Source organism: Cellulomonas dongxiuzhuiae, from assembly GCF_018623035.1.
Taxonomy (GTDB): Bacteria; Actinomycetota; Actinomycetes; order Actinomycetales; family Cellulomonadaceae; genus Cellulomonas; species Cellulomonas dongxiuzhuiae.
Window position 1 is genome coordinate 112,134 of record NZ_CP076023.1, and the last position, 22,131, is coordinate 134,264.

At 75.7% G+C, this 22,131-nt stretch carries 20 protein-coding genes; 11 read left to right on the plus strand and 9 right to left on the minus strand.

The window, feature by feature from the left end; genetic code table 11:
• Positions 1-30: 30 nt before the first annotated feature.
• From KKR89_RS00505 to hrpA, 5 genes are all read right to left on the minus strand, one after another.
• The gene (locus KKR89_RS00505) at positions 31-636 is read right to left on the minus strand and encodes a DNA-3-methyladenine glycosylase I (RefSeq protein WP_208196766.1); all 606 of its coding nucleotides are present in this window, start codon (positions 634-636) and stop codon (positions 31-33) included.
• A 111-nt stretch (positions 637-747) separates the two neighbouring features.
• Positions 748-1,521: an SCO1664 family protein gene (locus KKR89_RS00510; RefSeq protein WP_208196767.1), complete on the minus strand. Its 774-nt coding sequence runs from the start codon at positions 1,519-1,521 to the stop codon at positions 748-750.
• On the minus strand, positions 1,518-2,075 hold the full coding sequence (locus tag KKR89_RS00515) for a DUF3090 domain-containing protein (protein WP_208196768.1): 558 nt from the start codon (positions 2,073-2,075) through the stop codon (positions 1,518-1,520). The genes KKR89_RS00510 and KKR89_RS00515 overlap by 4 nt, the downstream gene beginning before the upstream one ends.
• Positions 2,076-2,094: 19 nt before the next feature.
• Positions 2,095-2,799 (minus strand): MSMEG_4193 family putative phosphomutase, encoded by a 705-nt coding sequence (locus tag KKR89_RS00520; RefSeq protein ID WP_208196769.1) that lies wholly within the window; start codon positions 2,797-2,799, stop codon positions 2,095-2,097.
• A gap of 56 nt (positions 2,800-2,855) precedes the next feature.
• Positions 2,856-7,385 (minus strand): ATP-dependent RNA helicase HrpA, encoded by a 4,530-nt coding sequence (gene hrpA / locus KKR89_RS00525; RefSeq protein WP_208196770.1) that lies wholly within the window; start codon positions 7,383-7,385, stop codon positions 2,856-2,858.
• Between the two features lie 113 nt (positions 7,386-7,498).
• Here hrpA and KKR89_RS00530 point away from each other — a divergent pair, with 113 nt between their 5' ends.
• Positions 7,499-7,981 (plus strand): hypothetical protein, encoded by a 483-nt coding sequence (locus KKR89_RS00530; protein ID WP_208196771.1) that lies wholly within the window; start codon positions 7,499-7,501, stop codon positions 7,979-7,981.
• Positions 7,982-8,312: 331 nt separating this feature from the next.
• Here the strand turns inward: KKR89_RS00530 and KKR89_RS00535 are convergent, their stop codons facing one another.
• Entirely contained in the window at positions 8,313-9,041 is a 729-nt protein-coding gene (locus KKR89_RS00535; protein WP_208196772.1) for a DUF1361 domain-containing protein, read from the minus strand.
• A gap of 389 nt (positions 9,042-9,430) precedes the next feature.
• Between KKR89_RS00535 and KKR89_RS00540 the strand changes: the two genes are divergently transcribed.
• From KKR89_RS00540 to KKR89_RS00560, 5 genes are all read left to right on the plus strand, one after another.
• Positions 9,431-9,943, plus strand: coding sequence for a hypothetical protein (locus tag KKR89_RS00540; RefSeq protein ID WP_208196773.1), 513 nt, complete (start codon positions 9,431-9,433; stop codon positions 9,941-9,943).
• A 117-nt stretch (positions 9,944-10,060) separates the two neighbouring features.
• Positions 10,061-10,534 carry an aminoacyl-tRNA deacylase gene (locus KKR89_RS00545; protein ID WP_208197269.1) on the plus strand — a complete coding sequence of 158 codons (474 nt, stop codon included), beginning with the start codon at positions 10,061-10,063 and terminating at the stop codon, positions 10,532-10,534.
• Positions 10,535-10,687: 153 nt separating this feature from the next.
• Positions 10,688-11,035 (plus strand): STAS domain-containing protein, encoded by a 348-nt coding sequence (locus tag KKR89_RS00550; protein WP_208196774.1) that lies wholly within the window; start codon positions 10,688-10,690, stop codon positions 11,033-11,035.
• 55 nt (positions 11,036-11,090) lie between these two features.
• On the plus strand, positions 11,091-12,260 hold the full coding sequence (locus KKR89_RS00555; protein WP_208196775.1) for an exonuclease SbcCD subunit D: 1,170 nt from the start codon (positions 11,091-11,093) through the stop codon (positions 12,258-12,260).
• The gene (locus tag KKR89_RS00560) at positions 12,260-15,409 is read left to right on the plus strand and encodes an AAA family ATPase (protein ID WP_208196776.1); all 3,150 of its coding nucleotides are present in this window, start codon (positions 12,260-12,262) and stop codon (positions 15,407-15,409) included. The genes KKR89_RS00555 and KKR89_RS00560 overlap by 1 nt, the downstream gene beginning before the upstream one ends.
• Before the next feature lie 24 nt (positions 15,410-15,433).
• Here the strand turns inward: KKR89_RS00560 and KKR89_RS00565 are convergent, their stop codons facing one another.
• A complete protein-coding gene (locus KKR89_RS00565; RefSeq protein ID WP_208196777.1) occupies positions 15,434-15,850 on the minus strand; it encodes a hypothetical protein in 417 nt (138 codons plus the stop codon).
• Positions 15,851-16,001: 151 nt separating this feature from the next.
• On the opposite strand from KKR89_RS00565, the gene KKR89_RS00570 reads away from it, so the two are divergent.
• The 3 genes from KKR89_RS00570 (at position 16,002) to KKR89_RS00580 (ending at position 18,440) form a co-directional block, all read left to right on the plus strand.
• Complete coding sequence (locus tag KKR89_RS00570; RefSeq protein WP_243882977.1) at positions 16,002-16,685, plus strand: LmeA family phospholipid-binding protein; 684 nt, start codon at positions 16,002-16,004, stop codon at positions 16,683-16,685.
• A complete protein-coding gene (locus KKR89_RS00575; RefSeq protein ID WP_307802222.1) occupies positions 16,682-17,476 on the plus strand; it encodes a M50 family metallopeptidase in 795 nt (264 codons plus the stop codon). Before KKR89_RS00570 ends, KKR89_RS00575 begins: the two co-directional genes overlap by 4 nt.
• A 109-nt stretch (positions 17,477-17,585) precedes the next feature.
• Positions 17,586-18,440 (plus strand): IclR family transcriptional regulator, encoded by an 855-nt coding sequence (locus KKR89_RS00580; protein WP_208196778.1) that lies wholly within the window; start codon positions 17,586-17,588, stop codon positions 18,438-18,440.
• 1 nt (position 18,441) lies between these two features.
• Here the strand turns inward: KKR89_RS00580 and KKR89_RS00585 are convergent, their stop codons facing one another.
• Both KKR89_RS00585 and KKR89_RS00590 read right to left on the minus strand, forming a co-directional pair.
• Positions 18,442-19,182: an HNH endonuclease family protein gene (locus KKR89_RS00585; protein WP_251140953.1), complete on the minus strand. Its 741-nt coding sequence runs from the start codon at positions 19,180-19,182 to the stop codon at positions 18,442-18,444.
• Positions 19,183-19,279: 97 nt separating this feature from the next.
• Positions 19,280-19,795 (minus strand): hypothetical protein, encoded by a 516-nt coding sequence (locus KKR89_RS00590; protein WP_208196779.1) that lies wholly within the window; start codon positions 19,793-19,795, stop codon positions 19,280-19,282.
• Between the two features lie 147 nt (positions 19,796-19,942).
• Between KKR89_RS00590 and KKR89_RS00595 the strand changes: the two genes are divergently transcribed.
• Positions 19,943-21,481: an amino acid permease gene (locus tag KKR89_RS00595; protein ID WP_208196780.1), complete on the plus strand. Its 1,539-nt coding sequence runs from the start codon at positions 19,943-19,945 to the stop codon at positions 21,479-21,481.
• Between the two features lie 77 nt (positions 21,482-21,558).
• Positions 21,559-22,026, plus strand: coding sequence for an NfeD family protein (locus KKR89_RS00600; RefSeq protein ID WP_208196781.1), 468 nt, complete (start codon positions 21,559-21,561; stop codon positions 22,024-22,026).
• The last annotated feature ends 105 nt before the right edge of the window (positions 22,027-22,131 follow it).

Sequence of the window (22,131 nt, forward strand, 5' to 3'; positions counted from 1 at the left end):
TGCCTGTCTGCCGAGGCCTGGGCGGCGGTATCACTCCGCAGGAGTAGCCGCGACCGGTGCGCTCGCCGCGTCCCACCGACGAGCGACGACGCAGTCGGCCAGGTGGTCGTCGACCACGCCGCACGCCTGCATGGCGGCGTACGCGGTCGTGGGACCGACGAACCGGAAGCCGAGGCTCTTGAGCTCCTTCGCGAGCGCCGCCGACTCCGGCGTGCGGCCCGGGACGTCGGACCAGGTCAGCGGCCTGGGCCGAGGCGGCGGTGCGGACGACCACAGCACCGCGTCGAGCGTGCGACCCGACGCGTGGAGCGCCAGCAGCGCGCGGGCGTTGGCGATCGTCGCCTCCGCCTTGGCGCGGTTCCGCACGATGCGGTCGTCCGACAGGAGCCGCGCGATGTCGTCCTCGCCGTAGGACGCCACCACCCGGGGGTCGAAGTCCGCGAACGCCTCACGGAACGCGGGCCGCTTGCGCAGGATCGTGATCCACGCGAGCCCCGACTGGAACGCCTCCAGCGAGATCCGCTCGTACAGGGCGTGCTCGTCGTGCACGGGCACACCCCACTCGTCGTCGTGGTACGCCGCGTAGAGCGGGTCGGAGCCGCCGAAGCACCGGAACGGCGCGGGGGTCGTGGTCATGGCCCGAGTCTGGCGCGGCCCGCCGACACCTGCGGCCGCACAGCCCGCGGCCTGTGGACGAACCCCCCCCGCGGTCGGGGGCTGTGGTGGGCTCGGTGCGCGACCAGCCGGTCAGAACAGCGGCCACGGCACAGGAGACGTCCCACCGGCGGGCGCGGGGAACCGGCCGGTCCGCAGCAGCCGGTCGCACCGCTCCCCGAGCGCCTCGACCTCCGGCCCGCTGAGCAGCGCGGACAGCTGCTCACCGAGTCCACCGTCCACCCCCGACCGCACGCGCTGCACGCCGGCCCTCTCGTCGGCGTGGAGCTCGGCGCCCACCCAGCCCCAGAGGACCGTCCGCAGCTTGGGCTCGGTGTGGAACGTGACGCCGTGGTCCACGCCGTACCGGTGCCCGTTCGTCATGGGGAGCACGTGGCCGCCCTTGCGGTCGGCGTTGTTCACCAGCACGTCGAGCACCGCCATGCGGCGCAGCGCGGCGGAGTCCTCGTGGACCACCGCCACCGGGCGGCCCTGGGCGTCGGTGCCCTCGAGCACCGTGCACCAGCCCTGCGCCGGGACGGCCGACGTCGCCACGACGTCGACGGGGTCCTGCTGCGGGTCGGGCTCCTGCCACAGCTGCACCATGCCGGGGCCCAGCGGCCCGTCCCGCAACCACGTGCGCGGCACGACGTCCCAGCCGAGCGTCTGCGAGACCAGGTAGGCCGCGACCTCACGCCGTGCCAGCGTGCCGTCCGGGAAGTCCCACAGCGGCTGCTCGCCCGCCACCGGCTTGTAGACGACGGTGACGTCACCGATCGTGCCGACGAACGTCGCGTTGGACGCGGCGGTGAGACGACCGACGATCCGCAGCTCGTCGCCGTCCCCGTCGTCGCCGCCCGGGGTCACGCCCCGTCAGGCGATCCGCAGACGTGGCCGTCAGGGTCGATCGGCTCCCCGCACCGGCTGCACGTCGGCCGCCCGGCGTCCACGACGCCCCGGATCCGCTGGACGAAGGCCCGGGCGGTGCCCACCGGCATCCGGACCAGCAGCACCTCGCGGGGCCCGTCGTCGTCCGGGTCGGGCAGCACGCCCGGCTCGTCCGGCGTCTCCTCGAGCGGGAACGCCTCGACGACCACCTGGAGCGTGCGCGGGTCCCAGCCGAGGCGCATCGTCCCGGTGCGGAACAACGCGTCCACCGGCGGGTCGATCGGGTCGTCGTCGACCAGCTCGGGCGGGGTCTCCCGCGGGACGGCGACGGGGTGGGACCCGTCGGTCGCGAGGTCGTCGAGCAGCTCCTCGATGCGGTCGGCGAGCATCGCGGACTGCTGCTTCTCCAGCACGACGCTCGAGGACCGTGCGCCCATGCGGACCTGCAGGTAGAACGTGCGCTCGCCGGGGCGGCCCACGGTGCCCACGACGACGCGGTCCGGCCAGTCGAACTCGTGGACGAGAGCGGTCATGCGTCGAGTGTACGAAGGGTCATGCGGTCCCACCGGTCGCGTCGTGCCCGGCGCCGCCGCCGAGCGGCGCGTCGTCCGCCGGTCGCGCCCCAGCGAGCCACGCGAGGTCGCCACCCTGGGTGTTCAGGGCGATCACGTGCGGTCGCAGGGGCCCGTAGCGGACCAGCGAGACCGACGCGGGGCCGACGTCGAGCCGCTGGAACAGGTCCAGGTGCATGCCGAGCGCGTCGGCCAGGACCGCCTTGATCACGTCGCCGTGGCTCACCGCGGCCCAGACGGCCCCGGGGCCGTGGCGCTCCTCGAACACGGCGTCGTGCCGCCGCACCGCCGCCACGGCCCGGGCCTGCACGGCCGCCAGCGACTCGCCCCCGGGGAAGGTCACGGCCGCGGGGTACGCCTGGACCGTCGACCACAGGGCCTCGCGCGCCAGCTCGGCCAGGGACCGGCCCTGCCAGGCCCCGTAGTCGCACTCGGTCAGTCCGTCGTCGACCGTCAGGCCCGGTGCGCTGCCCTGCCGCGCACGCAGCAGCTCCGACGTCTCGCGGCACCGCTCCAGCGGGCTCGTGACCACGCCGACCAGCGGCACCACGGCCAGACGCTCGGCGGTGCGCTCGGCCTGCCCGCGTCCGACGTCGTCGAGGCGCACCCCGGCGGCGCGCCCCGCCAGGACGCCCTGGACGTTGGCGTCGGTGCGGCCGTGGCGGACGAGCAGGACGGTGGCCATGCCCGCAGCCTAGGCAGCCGCACGGCGGGTCCCCGCCGTGCCGTCACCCGGCGTCGTCAGCCGAGCGCCGCCAGCGCCTTGCGGATCCGCGTCGGCGACACCGGCACCGGCGTGCCCAGCTGCTGCGCGAACAGGCTGACGCGCAGCTCCTCCAGCAGCCAGCGGACGTCGTCGAGCGCGGCGTCGCGGGCCGGGTCGGGCGACGCGGTCGCGGCGCGCTCGCGGGCCGCGGTGTAGAGCTGCTCGACGTCGTGCACCTGCCACGCGAGGTCCGCGTCGCGGGTCGGGTTGTCCGCCGCCTTGGCCAGCCGGTGCTGCGCCGCGCGCAGGTAGCGGACCAGCTGCGGCAGCCGGTCCGCGCCGACGTCCGCCACGAACCCGTCGTGCACGAGCGTCGCGGCCTGCTCGCGGACGTCCTGCGCCGTGGCCAGCAGCGCGAGGCTGCTGGTCCCGCGCACGTCGCCGTCGAGCTCGCGCCACGCCGTCAGGACACCGACGAGGTCCCCGACGACGCGGTGCACGTCGTCCTCGAGGGCGTCGCGCACCGCGCCGCGCAGGGCGGCGTACGCGTCGGCGTCGCGGACGTCGCGCGGCGTGCGTCCCTGCAGGTGGCGGGCCATGAGCCGGTCGATGGCCGCGAGCTGCACGTCGGTGACGAGGGCGTCCGTGGTGGGGTACGGCGACGCAGCCAGGGCGAGCGCCTGCCTGCCGCTCCACCGGCTCGTCACGCGCGGGGTGGCGAGGCCCGCGTCGAGCAGCAGCAGGCGCCGCAGGCCGCGCCGGGCGGCGGCCTGCGCCACGGCACCGTCGGCGAGCACACGCAGGGCGACGGTCGCGCGGGGCCCCGTGCCCTCCTCGACGAGGGTCGGGTAGGCGCGCACGACGCCGCCCGCGGAGGTCACCGCCTCGATCACGTCGGGCAGCGGACCGGGCAGGTCCGGCCAGGTCGTCAGTCCGGTGCGCTCGAGGTCGGGGGTCGCGTCCGATCGCTCTCTCGCGCCCGGGGTGGGGGTGCCCCTGCGGGGGGCGCCGGCGGAGCCGGACTGCTCTCTCGCGCCCTGGGGGGAGGTGCCCTGGGGGGAGGTGGCCTCGAGGGGGGCTGGTGGGGTGGGAGCGGGCTGGGTGGGGAGGCCGGCCTGGGTGGCCGCCTCCTCCATGGCGGCGCGCACGGCCGTGCGCACGGCGGACGCGACCGCGTCCTGCGCGCGGTCCGCGAGCCGGCGCTGCAGCGCGAGCAGGTCCTTGCCCTCGTCGACGACGCCGCCACGGTCCCCGACGATGCGGAACGTCATGCGCAGGTGCGCAGGCAGGCGGTCCTCGTCGACGGCGTCGGCGGGCATCTCGACGTCGCGCAGCGCCCGGACGGCGCGCGCGAACATCTCGCGGAACGACGGCGCCGCGTCGGCGGCGCGCACGGTGTCGGCCCACGACGCCGCGTGCTCGGCGAGCCACCCGTCCACGGCGCGGGCGACGTCCGGTGCCGGCACGAGCTGCACCCGCACGGGCTTGGGCAGGGCGCGGATCGTCGCGGTCAGCAGCTCGGCGCGCATGCCCGGGACCATCCAGTCGAAGCCCTCGGGCCGCACGCGCGGCAGCTGGGAGATCGGGATGTGGACCGTGACGCCGTCGGCCTCGGTGCCGGGCTCGAACTGGTAGGTCAGCGGGAACGACAGCTCGCCCTGCGGCCAGCGCGACGGGAACGCGCTCTCGTCGATCTCGGCCGCGTCGTCGCCCACCAGGAGCTCGCGCGTGAACGACAGCAGGTCCGGGTCGGCACGCTTCGCGGACTTCCACCAGGTGTCGAAGTGGCGTGCGGACACGACCTCGGGCGGGATGCGTGCGTCGTAGAAGTCGAACAGCGCGTCGTCGTCGACGACGAGGTCGCGGCGGCGCGCGCGGGCCTCGAGCGCCTCGGCCTCGTCGAGCAGGCGGCGGTTCTCGTGAAAGAACGTGTGGTGCGTCGTCCACTCGCCCTGCACCAGCGCGTGCCGGATGAACAGCTCGCGCGCCTGCTCGGGGTCGACCTTGGCCAGCAGCGACCGGCGCTGCGCCACGACGGGCACGCCGAAGAGCAGCACCTTCTCGTTGACCGTCGCCGCGCCCTGCCGCGTCGACCACGCGGGCTCGGAGTAGGTGCGCTTCACGAGGTGCGCGGCGGCCTCCTCGACCCAGTCGGGGTCGACGCGCGCGACGTCGCGCGCCCACAGCCGGGACGTCTCGACGAGCTCGGCGGCCATGACCCACGACGGCGGGCGGCGGGCCAGGCCCGACCCGGGGAAGATCGCGAAGCGCGCGCCGCGCGCCCCCAGGTACTCGTTGCGGGCGCGCGCGTCGGGCTTGCGGGGCTTGCCGTCGCGGCCCTTGGGCGGGTTGCCGGCGGCGACGTCGGTGACGATCTGCATGCCGATCTGCGAGAGCAGGCCGGGCAGGATCGCGCGGTGGATCGCGTCGCCGTCCCACGTCCAGCGCGTCTGGACGGCGTCCGGGGCGGTGCCGGCGGTCGCGTCCTGCGTCGGCGCGCCGGTGGGGACGTGCCGCCCGCCGTCGCGCCGGCCGTCGCGCCCGTGCCCGTCGGCCGCGGGGGCGTCGGACGACGTGGGCGTGGGTGCGCCCTTGGCGTCGACGCCGAGGCCCTTGGCCATCTCGCGCAGCTGCGTGACGACGTCCTGCCACTCGCGCACGCGCAGGTGGTGCAGGTGCTCGGCCTTGCACATGCGCCGGAACGCGGACCCGGACAGCTCGCGCTGCCGCTCGCGCAGGTACGTCCACAGGTTGAGGTAGGACAGCAGGTCCGACGACGGGTCGGCGAACCGCCGGTGCAGCGCGTCGGCCGCCTCGCGCGACTCGGCCGGCCGCTCGCGCGGGTCCTGGATGGACAGCGCGGCGGCGATGACGAGCACCTCGCGCGCGACACCGCGACGGCCCGCCTCGACGACCATGCGCGCGAGGCGCGGGTCGATCGGCAGCTGCGCCAGCGCCCGTCCGGTCTCGGTCAGGCGCGCGCGGCCGTGCACCTCCTCGAGCGCGTGGAGCTCGGTGAGCAGCGCGACGCCGTCGCGCACCGAGCGCACGTCCGGCGGGTCGACGAACGGGAAGTCCACGACCTCGTCCGGGGACGTCACGACGCCGACCGCGATCATCTGCAGGATCACCGACGCGAGCGACGTCCGCAGGATCTCCGGCTCGGTGTACAGCGGCCGGGACTCGAAGTCCTCCTGCGAGTACAGCCGGATCGCGATGCCCGGGGCCACGCGCCCCGACCGGCCCGACCGCTGGTTGGCCGACGCCTGCGAGATCGGCTCGATCGGCAGGCGCTGCACCTTCGTCGCCTTGGAGAACCGCGAGATCCGCGCGGTGCCGGGGTCGACGACGTACCGCACGCCCGGCACCGTCAGCGACGTCTCGGCGACGTTGGTCGCGAGGATGACGCGGCGGCGGGTGTGCGCCTCGAAGACGCGGCGCTGCTCGGCGGCCGACAGCCGCGCGTACAGCGGCACGATGTCGACGCCGTTCGGGTGCTTCGGGTCCACGCGCGGCCCGAGCGACCCGCGCAGCGCGTCCTCCGCGTCACGGATCTCCCGTTCGCCGGACAGGAACACGAGGATGTCGCCCGGCCCCTCGCCCATGAGCTCGTCGACGGCCTCGGTGATGCCGGTGACCATGTCGCGGTCCGGGCCGTCCTCGGGGGACAGCGGCTGGTAGCGGATCTCGACCGGGTAGGTGCGGCCGCTGACCTCGACGACCGGGGCCGGGACGCCGTCGGGGTGCTCCGCGGTGGGCGGGCCGGCGAAGTGCCGCGCGAACCGGTCCGAGTCGATCGTCGCCGACGTGATGACGAGCTTGAGGTCCGGCCGCTGCGGCAGCAGCCGCGTGAGGTACCCGAGGATGAAGTCGATGTTGAGGCTGCGCTCGTGCGCCTCGTCGATGATGAGCGTGTCGTACATCCGCAGCATCGGGTCGCGCTGGATCTGCGCCAGCAGGATGCCGTCGGTCATCACCTTGACCAGGGTCGAGTCGGACGACTCGTCGGTGAACCGCACCTGGTACCCGACGACGCCGCCGAGGGGCACGCCCAGCTCGTCCGCGATGCGCTCGGCGACCGTGCGCGCCGCGATCCGGCGGGGCTGCGTGTGGCCGATCTGGCCAGCGCGCCCACGGCCCAGCTCGAGGGCGATCTTCGGGATCTGCGTCGTCTTGCCGGACCCGGTCTCGCCCGCGACGACGATCACCTGGTGGTCGCGCAACGCCGCGGCGATCTCCTCGCGGCGGGCGGAGACGGGGAGCTGCTCGGGGTAGACGATCGGGGGGAGGGTGACCTGCGCGCGGGCCTGCGCGGCGCGGGTCAGGTGGGCGTCGTCGCGGCGGTGACGGCGACGGGTGGCGTCACGTGGCTGGTCCTCGCGCGGGTGGTCCCCCGGCTGGTCCTCTCGTCGTCGCGCCCCGCCTCGCCCGGACCGTCCGCCGCGGCGCCGGCCCCCGCCGCGCGCACCGTCACCGCCGCGCGCACCGTCACCGCCGCGCGCACCGTCACCACCGGCACCCTGGGCGGGTGCGGCGTCGGTGGGGGTGGGGTCGGACGTGCTCACGACCCACCATCCTCCCAGGCGGCGGGACGGGCTTCACGTCCATTCACCGTGGCGCCGGCTCCGAGCGGGCTTCCCGGTGCGGTCGCGGCGGCGGCTACGTCACCATGGCGTCCGTGAGCGCGATGCGGTGGGACGACGTCAGCGACCTGTTCGACCCCGACACCATGGGGACCCTGCCCGACGGCTGGGTCGACGGGACGACGGTCGCCGACTGGCAGGCGCTGTTCGACCTCGTCCGCACGGGCCCCTGGCCGTGGAGGTGCCTCGACGACCGCACCGAGATCGAGCTCCCGGCCGCCGCGGAGCTTCCCCTGCGGCCCGACGACGCCGCGACGGTCGTGCTCCACGTCGAGGTGGCACCCGACGCGTGGGTGGTCTTCTGGTTCCTCGGGCCCGGGAGGATCGACTTCGACCTCGACCTGCGCCTCCTGCAGGGTCAGGAGCGCCTCGACCGGTTCTGCGAGCTCCTCCGGTCGCTGTCGCACGCGCTCGGGAAGTCGGTCTGGCTGGGTCCCGAGGGTGCGTCGGACGATCCCGTGCTCGGCTTCGACGTCACGGCCGACCGGATGGTGCGCCTCGCGGCGCGCGTGTCCTGACCCGTGAGGCGGATCCGGCGCCCGCGCGGGTGCGGGCCGAGCGCCGGACCGGGCACGGAGTGGTCACGACCCCCGCAGCCCCGGCAGCAGCTCCTCCGGCAGCTCGTCGACGGGCCGTCCGGGACCGGCACGGTCCACGGCTCGTGGGGCGAGACCCCGATGCGCAGCTCACCGCCGCGGACCCGGTCGAGCGCGCCGTCGGGGTCGGTGGGGACCGTCACGCCGCACCCGGCGATCACACCCAGGGCCAGGGCCGCTGCGGCCGTCGCGGTCGGCCGCCGCGTGGTCGTCGTCATCGCAACATTGGACGCGACCGCGTGCGTCCTGCACGTCAGGAGGAGATGGTCGCCCGGAGCGCCTCGAGGTCCACGAGCCCGCGCACCACGGGCCCGACCATCACGAGGTACATGAGGCCGAAGAACAGCGCGCCCAGCAGCGTGAAGCCGATCGCGTTGCCCACGGCGCCGGGCGAGCGCAGGTGGTCCACGACCTTGCGGACCAGGTGGTGCGGGTGCTTCACGTCCCAGGAGTTCAGGCGCACGTGCCGCCCGAGGTAGATGCCGAACGCCACGAGCAGCAGCAGCACCCCCTCCAGGACGCGCGCGGGGGTGCTGTCCAGCGGTGCCGCGGAGTCCTCGCTGCCGACGACGAGCGCGACCAGGACGACGAGGAACACGTTGAGCACGGTCGTCAGGACGCCGGACATCGCGAGGACCAGCACGAGCAGCACGTCGTACCACTCCGGGACGCGCTCGCCCTCGCGGCGGTGGTTGAGGTTGAGCTCGGTGATGAGGTACCCGGAGTTCGGCAGCAGCAGCAGCCACACGAGCCCGAGCACCACGCCGACCGCCCACACCAGGGGCCGGGGCGTCCCGACGACGAGGAGCGGCAGCACCACGACCACCGCCAGCCCCAGCACCACCAGCGGCGCCGCCGACAGCACGAGGTTGAGCAGCATCGGCCGGTACAGCCGCGTCCCGTAGACGGGTGCCCGTGCGACGACGAGCGCCGCGGCGAACACGTTCATCAGCAGGACCCCCACGACGAGGCTGGTCAGCACACGCGCTCCCTCGACTAGAAGGCGCCCATCATGTCGCCCCCGCCCCCCGGGGAGCCGCGCTCCTACCGGCGCGTCCGCGAGAAGTGGTCGACGAAGTGCCCACTTCCCGAGTCCGAGAGGGGCAGGTGTGACCACTTCTGCGCACCCGGTCTCAGGCGCAGCCGTCCAGCGGGGGTGCGCCAGCGAAGCGGTCGGCGGTTCGGGCCAGGAGGTCCGGGATCAGGGGGAGTCCGCTCCACCAGGGCGACGTGGTCCAGGCGGCTGGACCCGCTCGATGAGAAGGTCCTCACACCTTGGGGTGAACGACGTCACGCGGACGGTTGCGGCAGGGCAGGATGGGCGCCTGGGCGATTCGTCCGGATCGACCGACGCCGACGACGGGAGAACGCGTGCTCGAGCAGCCGTGGCCGCCCCCCGGTGCCGGTCCGCGCCAGCCGCGTGACGCGCACGGCCTGCAGTGGGCCAACGACGTCCGTCGCGCGCTCGTCCGCCCCGCTCCGTCGTCCGGCTCGGACCCGTGGGCCGACGTGACCGGGCGGCAGCCTGCGGCACGCCGCCGCGGCGCCGAGGAGCTGGGTCGGCACGAGGGTCCGGAGCGTGCCGGCCGGGACCACGGCGACCCGGAGGACCACGCGTCCGCGCCCCGGGACGCCGGCGTGCGAGGCGCACGCCCGCTGCCCGCGCGGTGGGTGCCGCAGGAGGCCTGGATCCCCGACCCGGCGCCGGCGCCGGAGCAGCGTTGGACCCCCGAGCAGGACTGGCTGAACGCCTTCGCCGCACGCCGCGAGGCCGCCTCCCAGGAACCGGCCGTGAGCCCCGCGGCCCGGCGGTGGTGGGTGCTCGCCGGGGTCGCGGTGCCTTCCCTGGGGTCGGTCGTCGCACTGGTCGTCGCGCTCGTCTGACGCGCGGGGCCTCGCGCGCAGGGCCGCTCGGCGGACGCCGGGCGCGCCGGTGGCTACCGTGGACGCGTGAGCGACGCGAACCCCGGACCCGCACCCACAGCCGCCCCCGACGCCGAGCTGCGCACCGACGGCGAGCGCCGGACGGTGGAGGCGCTCGAGGCGTCGGGCGTCCCCTACGTGCGGACGCGGCACGGGCGCGTCGGGTCGCTCGCGGAGGCCGCCGCCGCACGGGGCATCGAGCCCGCCGACCTCGTCAAGACGATCGTGGTGCGGCGCGGCGACGACGACTTCCTGCTCGTCCTGCTGCCGGGCGACCGGACCATCTCGTGGCCGCGGCTGCGCGCGCTGCTCGGCGTGAGCCGCCTGTCGATGCCGGACGCGACGGTCGCCAAGGACGTCACGGGCTTCGAGCGCGGCACCATCACGCCGTTCGGGACGACGCGCACGTGGCCGGTCGTGGTGGACGCCCGGGCGGCCGGACGCCGCGTGTCGATCGGCGGCGGTGGGCACGGTGTCGGGATCGAGCTGGCCACCGACGACCTCGTGCGCGCGCTGGGAGCGACCGTCGCGGACGTCAGCGAGGCCGGCTGACGCGACCGGGAACACGCGCACGGGGGCGCGCGTTGTACGACCGCACGAGCTCGCTCGCCGCGCCGATGTCGGCAGCGGTGGGTAGTTTCGTCTCGCCCGTCGCACCCCGGTACGACGACGTACCGGCCCGAGGCACGAGGAGCACGAACGCCCATGACCGAGCTCACCGCTGCGATCGAGCGCACCCCGGAGCCCGTGGACCACGAGATCCGCGTCGAGCACCGTGACGGTCGGGCCGTCGTCTGCCTGGTCGGCGAGATCGACGCGTCCCTGCGGCAGTCCGCGTCGGCGTCGATGGGGATCGCTCTCATGAGCGGCCTGCCCCTGCTCGTCGACGCGAGCGAGGCGACGTTCATCGACTCCTCGGGCGTGGCGTTCGTGCTGCAGCTGCACCTGGCGGCCTCCGAGGCGGGCATCGACCTGACGCTGCACGACCCGCACAGCGTCCTGCGGGACCTGCTCGACATGGTCGGCATGGGCGGTGTCATCCCCGACGACTGAGGCCCGGCCGCGGGTCGACCGTGGCGATGTCGGTGGGCTCGGTTACGTTCCGGGCATGCGGTTGCTGCACACGTCGGACTGGCACCTGGGCCGGACCCTGCACGGGGTCGACCTGCTGGACCACCAGGCGTCCTACCTGGACCACCTGGTCGACGTCGCGCGCTCCGAGCAGGTCGACGCGGTCGTCGTCGCCGGTGACGTGTACGACCGGGCGATCCCGCCGGTCGAGGCGGTGACGCTGCTGTCGGACACGCTCGCGCGGCTCGCGGAGCACACGACCGTCGTCGTGACGTCGGGCAACCACGACTCGGCCACGCGCCTCGGGTTCGGGTCCGCGCTCATGCGCGAGCGGGTGCGGCTGCGCACGCGCGTCGCGTCGCTGGCCGAGCCGGTCGAGGTGGCGGGTGCGCTGGTCTACGGGCTGCCCTACCTGGACCCCGACGTGTGCCGGGCGGAGCTCGCGCCCGTCGCCCCCGACGGTGCCCGCGGCCTGCTGGCCCGGTCGCACCAGGCGGTGACGGACGCCGCGATGACGCGGGTGCGGGCGGACGTCGCGGCGCGTCGGGGCGGCGCACGGCCGCGCGTCGTGGTCGCCGCGCACGCCTTCGTCGTCGGGGGGCGGGCCAGCGAGTCGGAGCGCGACATCCGCGTGGGTGGCGTCGACCACGTGGCGGCCGACGTGTTCGCGGGCGCGGACTACGTCGCGCTCGGCCACCTGCACGGCCCGCAGGTCGTCAACGGGCCCGCCGGGACGGTGCTGCGGTACTCGGGCTCGCCGCTGGCCTACTCGTTCTCCGAGCAGCACCACGCCAAGTCCTCGGTGCTGGTGGACCTGTCGGGCGACGCGCCGACGACGACCCTGCTGCCGGCGCCCGTCCCGCGGCGCCTGACGGACGTGACGGGCACGCTCGACGACCTGCTGGGTGCGGCCGGCGAGCCGCACGTCGAGGACTGGGTGCGCGTGACCGTCACCGACGCCGTGCGGCCCGCGGACCTCTTCCGCCGCGTCCGGCAGCGGTTCGCGCACGCGCTGGTCGTGCAGCACCGGCCCGAGCGTCCGGACGAGGAGCGCACGCGGCCCGTCCTGGTGACCGCCGCCGCCGACCCGGTCGTGGTCGCGGCCGACTTCGTGGCGCACGTGACGGGCGCGCGCCCCACGGCCGCCGAGGCGCAGGTGCTGCGTGCCGCGCACGAGCACGTCGCCGCCGCCGAGCGGAGCGCCTGATGCACCTGCGCTCGCTCACCCTCCAGGCCATCGGGCCGTTCGCCGCCCGGCACACCGTCGACCTGGACGCGCTCGGCGCGTCGGGCCTGTTCCTGCTCGAGGGCCCCACGGGGTCCGGCAAGTCCACGCTCATCGACGCGATCGTCTTCGCGCTGTACGGCAAGGTCGCGGGAGCCGACGCGTCGGACGAGCGGCTGCGCTCCGCCTACGCGGCCGACGACGTGGAGAGCGTCGTCGACCTCGTCTTCGAGGTGCCCTCCGGGGTGTACCGGGTGCGCCGCACGCCCGCCTACCAGCGGGCCAAGCGTCGCGGCACCGGCACGACGACCGCGCAGGCGAGCGTGAAGGCGTGGCGGCTGCCGGCCGATGTCGACCTGACCGGGGCACCCGAGGGCCTCGACGGCGTCGGCGTGCTGCTCGGCACTCGGCTGGACGAGGTCGGGGCCGAGCTGCAGCGGGCCGTCGGGCTGGACCGTCTGCAGTTCGTCCAGACCGTCGTGCTGCCGCAGGGCGAGTTCGCGCGGTTCCTGCGCGCGGGCGGCGAGGAGCGGCGCGTCCTGCTGCAGAAGATCTTCGGCACGGAGGTCTACGAGCAGATGCAGCAGCGCCTCGCCGCGCTGCGCGCCGAGGCCGCCCGGACGGTCGAGGCGTCCCGCACCCGGCTGGGGCAGGCGGTCGCGCACCTGCTCGGTGCGTGCGCGCTGGGGCCCGACGAGCAGACCGCGGTCCGCGTCGCGCTCGACGAGGCGGTCGTGGGGGCGCCGGTCGCGGAGCGCGTCGCGCAGGTGGTCCTCGCGACCACCGCGGCGCTGGACGCCGCGGCCGACGCGCTCGCGCACGAGGCCGCCGCCGCGCGCACGACGTGGGACGCCGCGCGGGCCGACCTCGAGCACGCGCGCGCGACGGCCGCACTCGCCGCGCGTCGGGACGCGCTGCGCAACGAGCGGACGGCGCTCGAGGCCGCGGCGGCGCAGCACGAGGACGACGTCCGACGCCTCGCACGGGGGCGTGCCGCGGCGGCCGTGCGTCCGCTGCTCACGGGGTGGCAGGATGCCTGGGCGGCGCACGAGGCCGCGGCCAAGGCGCTCGTCGCGGCGTCGGACGCCTCCCCGGCGGACCTGCTGCCGGCGGGGCCGGACCTCGCGGAGCTGGTCGAGGCGCGGGTGTCCGGGCGGGGTGCCGCGCCCGGCGGGGACGGGGGCGGGCGTGACGACCTCGCGGGCGTCCTCGACGCCTGGCGCCCCCACCTGCGGGCGCAGCGGACGGCCGCGGCGGACGCGGCGGCCGAGCTGCGCCGGACCGTGGACGCCGAGGCCGGGCTGAACGGGCGCCGGCGCGCGGTGCGTGAGCTCGCGGCGGCGCTCGACGACCTGCGCACCGAGCTCGACGCGGCCGCCGTGTGGCTGGCCGGGCGGCCCGCGGAGCGTGCGGCCCTCGAGCAGCAGCGGGACGACGCGCGCCTGCGCGCGGGGCAGGGTGACGCCGCCGAGACGGCGTGCGCCGCGGCACGGGTCCTCGTCGCGGACGTCGCGGCACTGACCGCGGCGCGCGCGGAGCTCGCCGAGGCGCAGTCGGAGGTCGCCGCGGCGGCGGGTGCGGCGCAGGCGGCGGTCACGGCCGAGGCCGCGCTGCGCACCGCGCGGGTCGCGGGTCTCGCCGGCGAGCTGGCCGCGGGGCTCGTCGACGGCGCCGCGTGCCCCGTGTGCGGTGCGTGCGAGCACCCGGCGCCCGCGTCCGTCGGCGCCGACCACGTGACGGCCGAGCGGGTGCTGGAGGCGGAGCAGGTGCGCGCCACGGCCGAGGCAGCGGTCGCCGCGGTGGGTGCCCGCCGCGCGCGGCTGGCGGAGCGGGTCGACGGCCTCGCCGCCCGCACGGGCGACCACGACGCCACCACCGCGGTCGACGCGCTGCGGACCGCGCAGGACGCGGTCGCCGCCGTTGCCGCCGCGACCGCGCAGGTCGCGGACCTGGACGCGCGGATCGCGGCCCACGACGCTGCGACCCGACGCCGCGAGCAGCTGCGTGACGAGGTCCAGGCGCAGGTGCACGGTGCCGAGCTGACCCTGGAGGCGGAGCGCGACGCGCTGGGCCGCACCGAGGCCGAGGTCGTCGAGGCCCGCGCCGGGCACCCGACGGTCGCGGCCCGGCACGCCACGCTGGACGCCCGTGCCCGTCAGGCCGCCGCGCTGCTCGACTGCCTCGACGTCGAGCGCGCGGCGGCCGCTGACGCGGGCCGCCGACGCCACGAGCTGGACCTGGCGCTCGCCGAGCACGGCTTCGACGACGACGACGCGGCCCGTGACGGGTGGTGCCCGCCCCACGTCCTGACCGACCTCGACCGCCGGGTCCTGGCGCACACGGCCGACGCCGCCCGCGTCGCGGCGGGCCTGAGCGACCCCGAGGTCGTCGCGCTGCCGGAGGACGTCGCCGCCGACGTCACGGCGACGCAGGCCGCGGAGAGCGCCGCGCGCCGCGCCGCCGACGACGTCGAGGGCCGCGCCCGCGTCGCCGCGTCACGCGCGGAGTCCGCCGGGGAGGCCGCCGCCCGTGTGCGGCACGCCGCCGACGCGCTGGACGCGGCGGTCGCCGCGGCCGCTCCCGTGACCCGCATGGCCAACCTCGCGTCAGGCACAGGCAGCGACAACGCCCACGCGCTGTCGCTGGCGACGTACGTGCTCGGCCGCCGGTTCGAGGACGTCGTCGCGGCCGCCAACGAGCGGCTCGCGGTCATGTCCGACGGCCGGTACGAGCTCGTGCGGTCCGACGAGAAGGAGGACGTCCGCACGCGGGCCGTCGGCCTGGCGATGCGCGTCGTCGACCACCGCACCGAGCGGGCGCGCGACCCGCGGACCCTGTCCGGCGGCGAGACGTTCTACGTGTCGCTGTGCCTCGCGCTCGGCATGGCGGACGTCGTGACGGCCGAGGCCGGCGGCGTCGAGCTGGGCACGCTCTTCGTCGACGAGGGCTTCGGTGCCCTCGACCCGCACGTCCTCGACCAGGTCCTGGGAGAGCTCGGGCGGCTGCGGCAGGGCGGCCGCGTCGTCGGCATCGTGTCCCACGTCGAGGCGCTCAAGCAGGCCGTCGCCGACCGCATCGAGGTCCGTCCCACGCCCGCGGGTCCCAGCACGCTGACCGTCCTCGCCGGCTGACCCCGCCGCCCGGCGGGACACGCCTCACCAGGTCCAGCCGCGCGCGGCCAGCTCGACCTCCTCGCGGAACCGCTCCTGCGCGTCGCCCGCCGCGGCGGGGCGCACCTCGACGCCCGCCATGCGGCACGCCTCGGCGAGCAGCTGGTCGTACGCGAGCTGCGACGCGATGATCCGCTCCGCCCGGGCGAACAGCCGCTCGTCGCCCTCGAGATGCCGCACGTGGTCCGCGACCGCGCCGAGCCGCTCCTGCACGGCCAGCGTGCGGAACGGGTCGTACGGCTCGACGTGCCGGTGCCGCAGGCGGTGCGCGACCGCCTCCAGGGCGTCGGCCAGCGCCACGCGCCAGCGCGGCGGCTCTTCCGGCGAGGGGATCAGTGCCCAGACGGCGCACAGCAGCGCGGTCGGGGCCACCGAGGTGATCAAGAGGAGAGCCCAGGTCATCGCGCGTCCTCCGTCGAACGTGACACGAGCCTAGACAGTCGGTGTGACGCACGCCACAGGGCGGCCGGGACGCGCAGGCGGTCGACGCGGGCGTCCCGTGGGCCGGACCCCTACGGTGGGCGCGGACGACGGGGACGACGGAGGGGAGCGCATGGGCGCCAAGGGACTGGTGAGCGGCGTCGTGGCGCTCGGGCTCGTCGCGGTCGGCGTGCTCGTGGCCGACGGGTTCGCACGCGGCAGCGCCGAGGAGACCGCGGCGGACGTGCTGTCCCAGCAGCTGCAGGTCACCGGCGACCCGGACGTGCAGATCCGGGGGTTGCTGTTCCTGCCCCAGCTCCTCGCCGGCTCGCTGGACGACGTGCGGGCGACCGCCGCGGGGGTCGCGCTCGAGGGTGTCGAGGCGACGGACGTCGTCGTCGACGCCGCGGGGGTCTCCCTCGACGCGCCGTACCGCGTCGGCTCGGTGCGGCTCGAGGCGACCGTCCCCACGTCGTCCCTGCAGCAGGTCGTCGCGGAGCGCGCCCAGATGGACGTCGCCGTGGACGGCGGGGTGCTGCGCGCCTCGGGCGAGCTGTTCGGCATCCCCCTGACGGCGGGCCTCCTGCCGCGCGTGAGCGACGGTCGCCTCCTGGTCGACGTGCAGGACGTCACGCTGGGCGCCGGCACGCTGCAGCTCGACGACCTGCCCGGTGACGTCGCCGAGCGGCTCGTCGGGATCGAGGTGCCGCTCGACGGGCTGCCCCCCGGGGTGCTGCTCGAGCAGGCGGTCGTGGTGCCCGAGGGCGTCAGGTTCACCGCCGGCGGCACCGACGTCGCCCTGGAGGAGCTGCCGTGAGCGCAGGTGGACCGGGCGGGGCCGTCGCGGCGCTGCTCGTGACGTCGACGCCCTCCGGTGCCGACGGCCTCGCGGGCCTGTGGGAGCAGGTCACCACCCCGCAGCCCGCGCCGGGCCGCGTCACCGTGCTCGTGGTCGGTGGTGCCGTGCTGCTCGCCCTCACGGTCCCGTTCGTCTGGCACCTCCTGCGCCACGGCCTGACGATCGTCCACGAGGCCGCGCACGCCGCGGTCGCGGTGCTGGCCGGGCGGCGGCTGTCGGGCATCCGGGTGCACTCCGACACCTCGGGTCTCACGGTCTCGCGCGGGCGTCCCCGCGGTCCGGGCATGGTCGCGACGGTCGCCGCCGGCTACCCCGGCCCGGCCGTGCTCGGCGTGGCGGCCGCGTGGCTGCTGTCCCGCGGCTACGCGCTCGGCGTGCTGTGGCTGCTGCTGGTGGTGGTCGTCCTCGTGCTGCTGCAGATCCGCAACTGGTACGGGCTGTGGGCGGTCCTCGTGAGCGGGCTCGCGCTGGTGGCGGTGACCCTGTGGGCGCCGGCGCAGGTGCAGACGGTGGTGGCCGCGGGCCTCACCTGGTTCTTCCTGCTGGGCGCGCCGCGCGCCGTCCTGGAGATGCAGGTGCAGCGCAGCCGGCTGCGCCGGCGGGGCGGCCGCGACGAGTCCGACGCGGGACTGCTCGCGGGGCTCACGCACGTGCCGGCGATCCTCTGGGTGGGGGTGTTCCTGCTCGTCTGCGGTGCGCTGCTCGCGCTCGGCGGGGCATGGCTGCTGGCGGTCTGGCCAGTGGCCTGAATCACCCACCCGCCTTGGCACGTTCTGCACCCGTGTGCCCCGGTGTGCCCCTCTGGCCTGCGGTGATACGTCACCCGGACGGACGTCCAGCGTCTGCGATAGTGAAGCGGTGAGCACAACTCCCGACGTCGAAGCGCGCCCGGGCCGCAACGAGTCGCTCTCCCTGCGTCGGGCACTCGCACTGCTCGACGTGTGCGCGGCGGAGACGGACCCCGCCGGTCTGACCGCCGCAGAGATCGGCCGCCGGCTCGACGTCCACAAGTCCACCGTCCTGCGACTGGCCGCCCCTCTGCTCGAGTCCGAGCTGCTGCGCCGCGACGCCGTGAGCGGTCGCTTCCGGCTCGGCCCCGGCGCCCTGCGCCTGGGGCACGCGTACCTCGCGAGCCTCGACATCGAGTCGGTCGCCGCGAGCGCGCTCGACGACCTCGCACGCACGAGCGGCTGCACGTCGGTCCTCGCCGTGCCCGACGGCCTGCAGGTCCGCCTCGCGGGCCACCGGTCGGCGCCCGGGTCCGCCGGCCGCACCGCGGGCCGCCTGCCGGCCACCGTCCCGCTGCACTGCTCCGCGAGCGGCAAGGCGATCCTGTCGGTCTCCGGCGCCGCGCTCGTCGAGCGTGCCGTCGCCGGTGGGCTGCGGTCGGTGACGACCCGCTCGATCACGGACCCCGGCGAGCTGCGCGCCGAGCTCCTGCGCACGCGCCGCCGCGGGTTCGCCGTCGACGACCGCGAGCTCGACCCCGACATCCGGGCGGTGGCCGCACCCGTCCTCGACCACACCGGCGACGTCGTCGGCGCGCTGACGCTCGTCGCGCCGGCCGCGCGGATGCCCGCCGCCGCCGTGCAGGAGCACGCGCGCAGCGTCGTCCTCGCAGCCCGTGCCGTCTCACGGCGGCTGGGCGGCGCGATCGGGCCGCGCAACGTCGGTGGGTCGGGCGAGGACCTGCAGGCCCGCCGGGGCGCGTGACTCAGCCCGCGACGACGCACCGGTCGATCGCGCGTGCGAGCGCGTCGTGCTCGGCCTGCGTGACCCACAGGCCGTAGCCGGCCTTCACGGCGGTCTGCCGCAGCGCGTACGCGCAGCGGTACCCGCGGTTCGGGGGCAGCCACGTCGCGGCGTCGCCCGCGCCCTTGCTCTGGTTGGCGCCGCCGTCGACGGCCAGGAGGTTCGCGGGGTCGTTGGCGAACTGGCGGCGCTTCTCGTCGGTCCAGCCCTGCGCGCCCTTCTGCCACGCGTCCGCCAGCGCGACGACGTGGTCGATCTGCACGTCGGCCGAGCGCTCGCCGCGCGTGAACGCGATCGTCTCGCCCGTGTACGGGTCGGTGAGCGTGCCGCGCAGGACGACGCAGTCCTGCGTCCCCGGCTTGACGGTGAGGTCGACGAGGTCCCGCCGCAGGACGTCGTTGCGCGTGTCGCAGCCGTTGCGGTCCACGTCCGCCCAGGAGGGCCCGAACTCGTCGCGGTCGTACCCGGTGCGGGGGGCGCGACCCTTGACGGCGAGCGTGCCCAGCGCGGCGCGTCCCGCGGCCAGGTCACCGGCGCTGACGGGGTGCTGCGCGGCCGCCTGGGCGTCGAGCACCACGGGCGTGCCGAGCCCGGCGGCGAGTCCGAGCAGCAGCACGAGCACCCAGGGCCAGCGGGGACGGCCGCGGCGCGGGAGGGACCGACGCGCGCCGGCGGCCCGCACGGAGGTGAGGAGGTCGGTCACGGGGGCAGCATGCCCGTGCTCGTCCGGTGGCCGGGGCCGCCTCGCCGGGGACGGTGGAACCTCGCGACCTGCGGCGGGGCTGGGGTCGGCCCGCGGGTCAGCCGGCGGGTGGGACGCGGCCGGCGTCGGCACGCGTCCCGCCGTCCGGCGGTGGCACGTCGACCGGCAGGGCCTCGTGCCCGCGCCGCCCGTGCGTGCGCTCCCGCTCCTTGAGCTGCGCCTCGTACACGTGACGCCGCCCGGCGGTCAGCTCGTCCCGCACACGGCGCTCGGCGTCGGCGAACGCCCGGTGGTAGCCGTCGTCGAAGTCCTCGACGACCTGGAACGTCCACCTCCCGGAGATGACGTTGCGTCCGACGACGTCGGCCCGCACCCGGTCGGCGAGCTCACCGTGACCCGCCGCCTCGAGGTCGTCGAGCGCCTCCTGCAGCTCGAGGTCGGCGCGCCCGACCAGGCGGTGGAAGGCGTACAGCATGCCGCGCGCGTGCTCCACGACCTCGAACGCCGCCGTCACCGCGCCGACGGCGGCGACGGTCGCGTCGTCGACGCCGGCGGGGGGCACGTGCCGGTCGTCGGGTCCGTCGTCGCGGGAGCGTCCTGCCGTGTCGTCCATGCGCCCACGATGCCGAGGGCCGGTGCGCCCCGCACGCCGGCAGCCGCGGGGGCGGCGGCCCGCGGACCGGGACGAAGGTCCGGTGGTCCCCGGTGCCCGTGGACGCCATGCTCACGGGTGGCACGCAGTCGCACCCGAGGGGGAACCATGACGTCGACGGACGCACGGCGCGCAGGCGGACCGCGCGGGATCCTGCGTCGCAGGTCGGTCGAGGACGCGATGGCGGTGGTCGGCGACCCGGACCGCCGGCTGCGGCGCACGCTCGGCGCGTGGGACCTGGCGGTCATGGGGGTCGCGGTCGCCGTGGGCGCGGGGATCTTCTCCGTCGGCGCGACGGCCGCCGCCCGGTACGCCGGGCCGTCGGTGATCGTCTCGTTCGTCATCGCCTCGGTCGTGTGCGCGCTGGCGATCATGTGCTACGCCGAGTTCGCGTCGACGATGCCCGTGGCCGGCTCGGCGTACACGTACTCCTACACGACGATGGGCGAGTTCATCGCCTGGATCATCGGGTGGGACCTCATCCTCGAGATGCTGCTGGCGTCGGCCGTCATCGCGAAGTTCTGGGGCGTGTACCTGTCGGACGCGTTCGCGCTGTTCGGCGTCGACCTGCCGCCGACCGTCGCGGTCGGGGGTGCCGACGTCGCCTGGGGGCCGGTCCTCATCGTCGCCGTCTTCACGACGCTGCTCGCGATCGGCACACGCCTGAGCTCGCGCGTGAACAGCGTCTTCACGATCCTCAAGGTGGGCATCACGCTGTTCGTGATCGTCGCCGGCTTCTTCTACGTCAAGGCCGAGAACTGGTCGCCGTTCGTGCCGCCGTCGCAGCCCGCGCCCGAGGGCACGGGCGCGCTGCACCAGCCCCTCACGGGCTTCCTGCTCGGCCTCGAGCCGAGCATGTACGGCGTCATGGGCATCCTGTCCGGTGCCGCCCTGGTGTTCTTCGCGTTCATCGGCTTCGACGTCGTCGCGACCACGGCCGAGGAGACGAGGAACCCGCAGCGCGCGGTGCCGCGCGGCATCCTCGGCGGCCTCGCGCTCGTCACCGTGCTGTACGTCCTGGTGACGGTCGTCGTCACGGGCATGGTCAGCTACACCGAGCTCGCCGCGTCGGACTCCCCGTCGCTGACGACCGCCTTCGTGCTCGTCGGCGCCGACTGGGCCGGGCGCGTGATCTCCGTGGGCATCGTCCTGGGCCTGACGAGCGTCCTCATGGTGCTGCTGCTGGGCCTGACGCGCGTGGTCTTCGCGATGAGCCGTGACGGGCTGCTGCCGCGCGCGATGTCCCGCACGTCGCGCCGCTTCGGGACGCCGCTGTGGCTGCAGGTGGGCGCCGGCGTGATCGTCGCGCTCATCGCCGGGCTCTCGGAGGTCGAGCTGCTCGAGGAGATGATCAACATCGGGACGCTGTCGGCGTTCGTGCTCGTCAGCTTCGGGGTCCCGCTGCTGCGCCGCTCGCGGCCCGACCTCCCGCGCGGCTTCCGGGTGCCGTTCTCGCCGGTCCTGCCGATCATCTCGGGGCTGGCGTGCATCTGGCTGATGCTCAACCTGACGACGCTGACCTGGCTGCGGTTCCTCGTGTGGGTCGTGGTCGGGGCCGTCATCTACTTCGGGTACTCCTACCGCCACTCGATGCTGGGCCGCGGCGTGCCCGCGCCGGCCCTGGCCGAGGACGTCGAGCGCCCCTGACGCGCCGGGAGGCCCGCCCCGGGCGGGGTGCTGCGGCATACTGACCGCGCACACCCACCGAAGGGACCCCCACGGCCGTGACCGTCTTCCTCGTCATCGGCGGCATCGGCCTCGTCCTGCTGCTCGCGTCGCTCGTCTTCGGCGACGTCTTCGAGTCGTTCGACATCGGTGAGGGTGGCTTCTCCGGCATCGCCGCGGGTGTCGGTGCCGTGGTCTTCGGTGCGAGCGGCGTCATCGCGCTCGCCGCGGACCTGCCCCTGGTGTGGGCGTACGTCATCGGTGTCGGCTTCGCGGTGCTCGCCTTCGCGGTCGCGCAGCGCGTGATCAAGCAGCTGTCCGATACCGAGGACGGGCCGCCGCCGCCGCTCGACGGCGCCTTCGGCATGACGACCGCCACCACGGGGCCGTCCGGGGGTGAGGTGCGGCTGGAGGGCGTGCGCGACCTCGAGGCGCGGCTCGCGTGGGCCGAGGAGGAGATCGCGGCGGGCACGCGTGTCGTCGTGGTCGCCGTCTCGGGCTCGCGCGTGCAGGTCCGCCCCGCGTGACCCGCACCCCCGGCTCCCGCCGCACGTCGACCTGAGCCGCACCCGCGGCTCGACCGGAGCCGCGGCCCAGCACCACCCACGCAGGACCTCAGAGGAAAGGGGCCC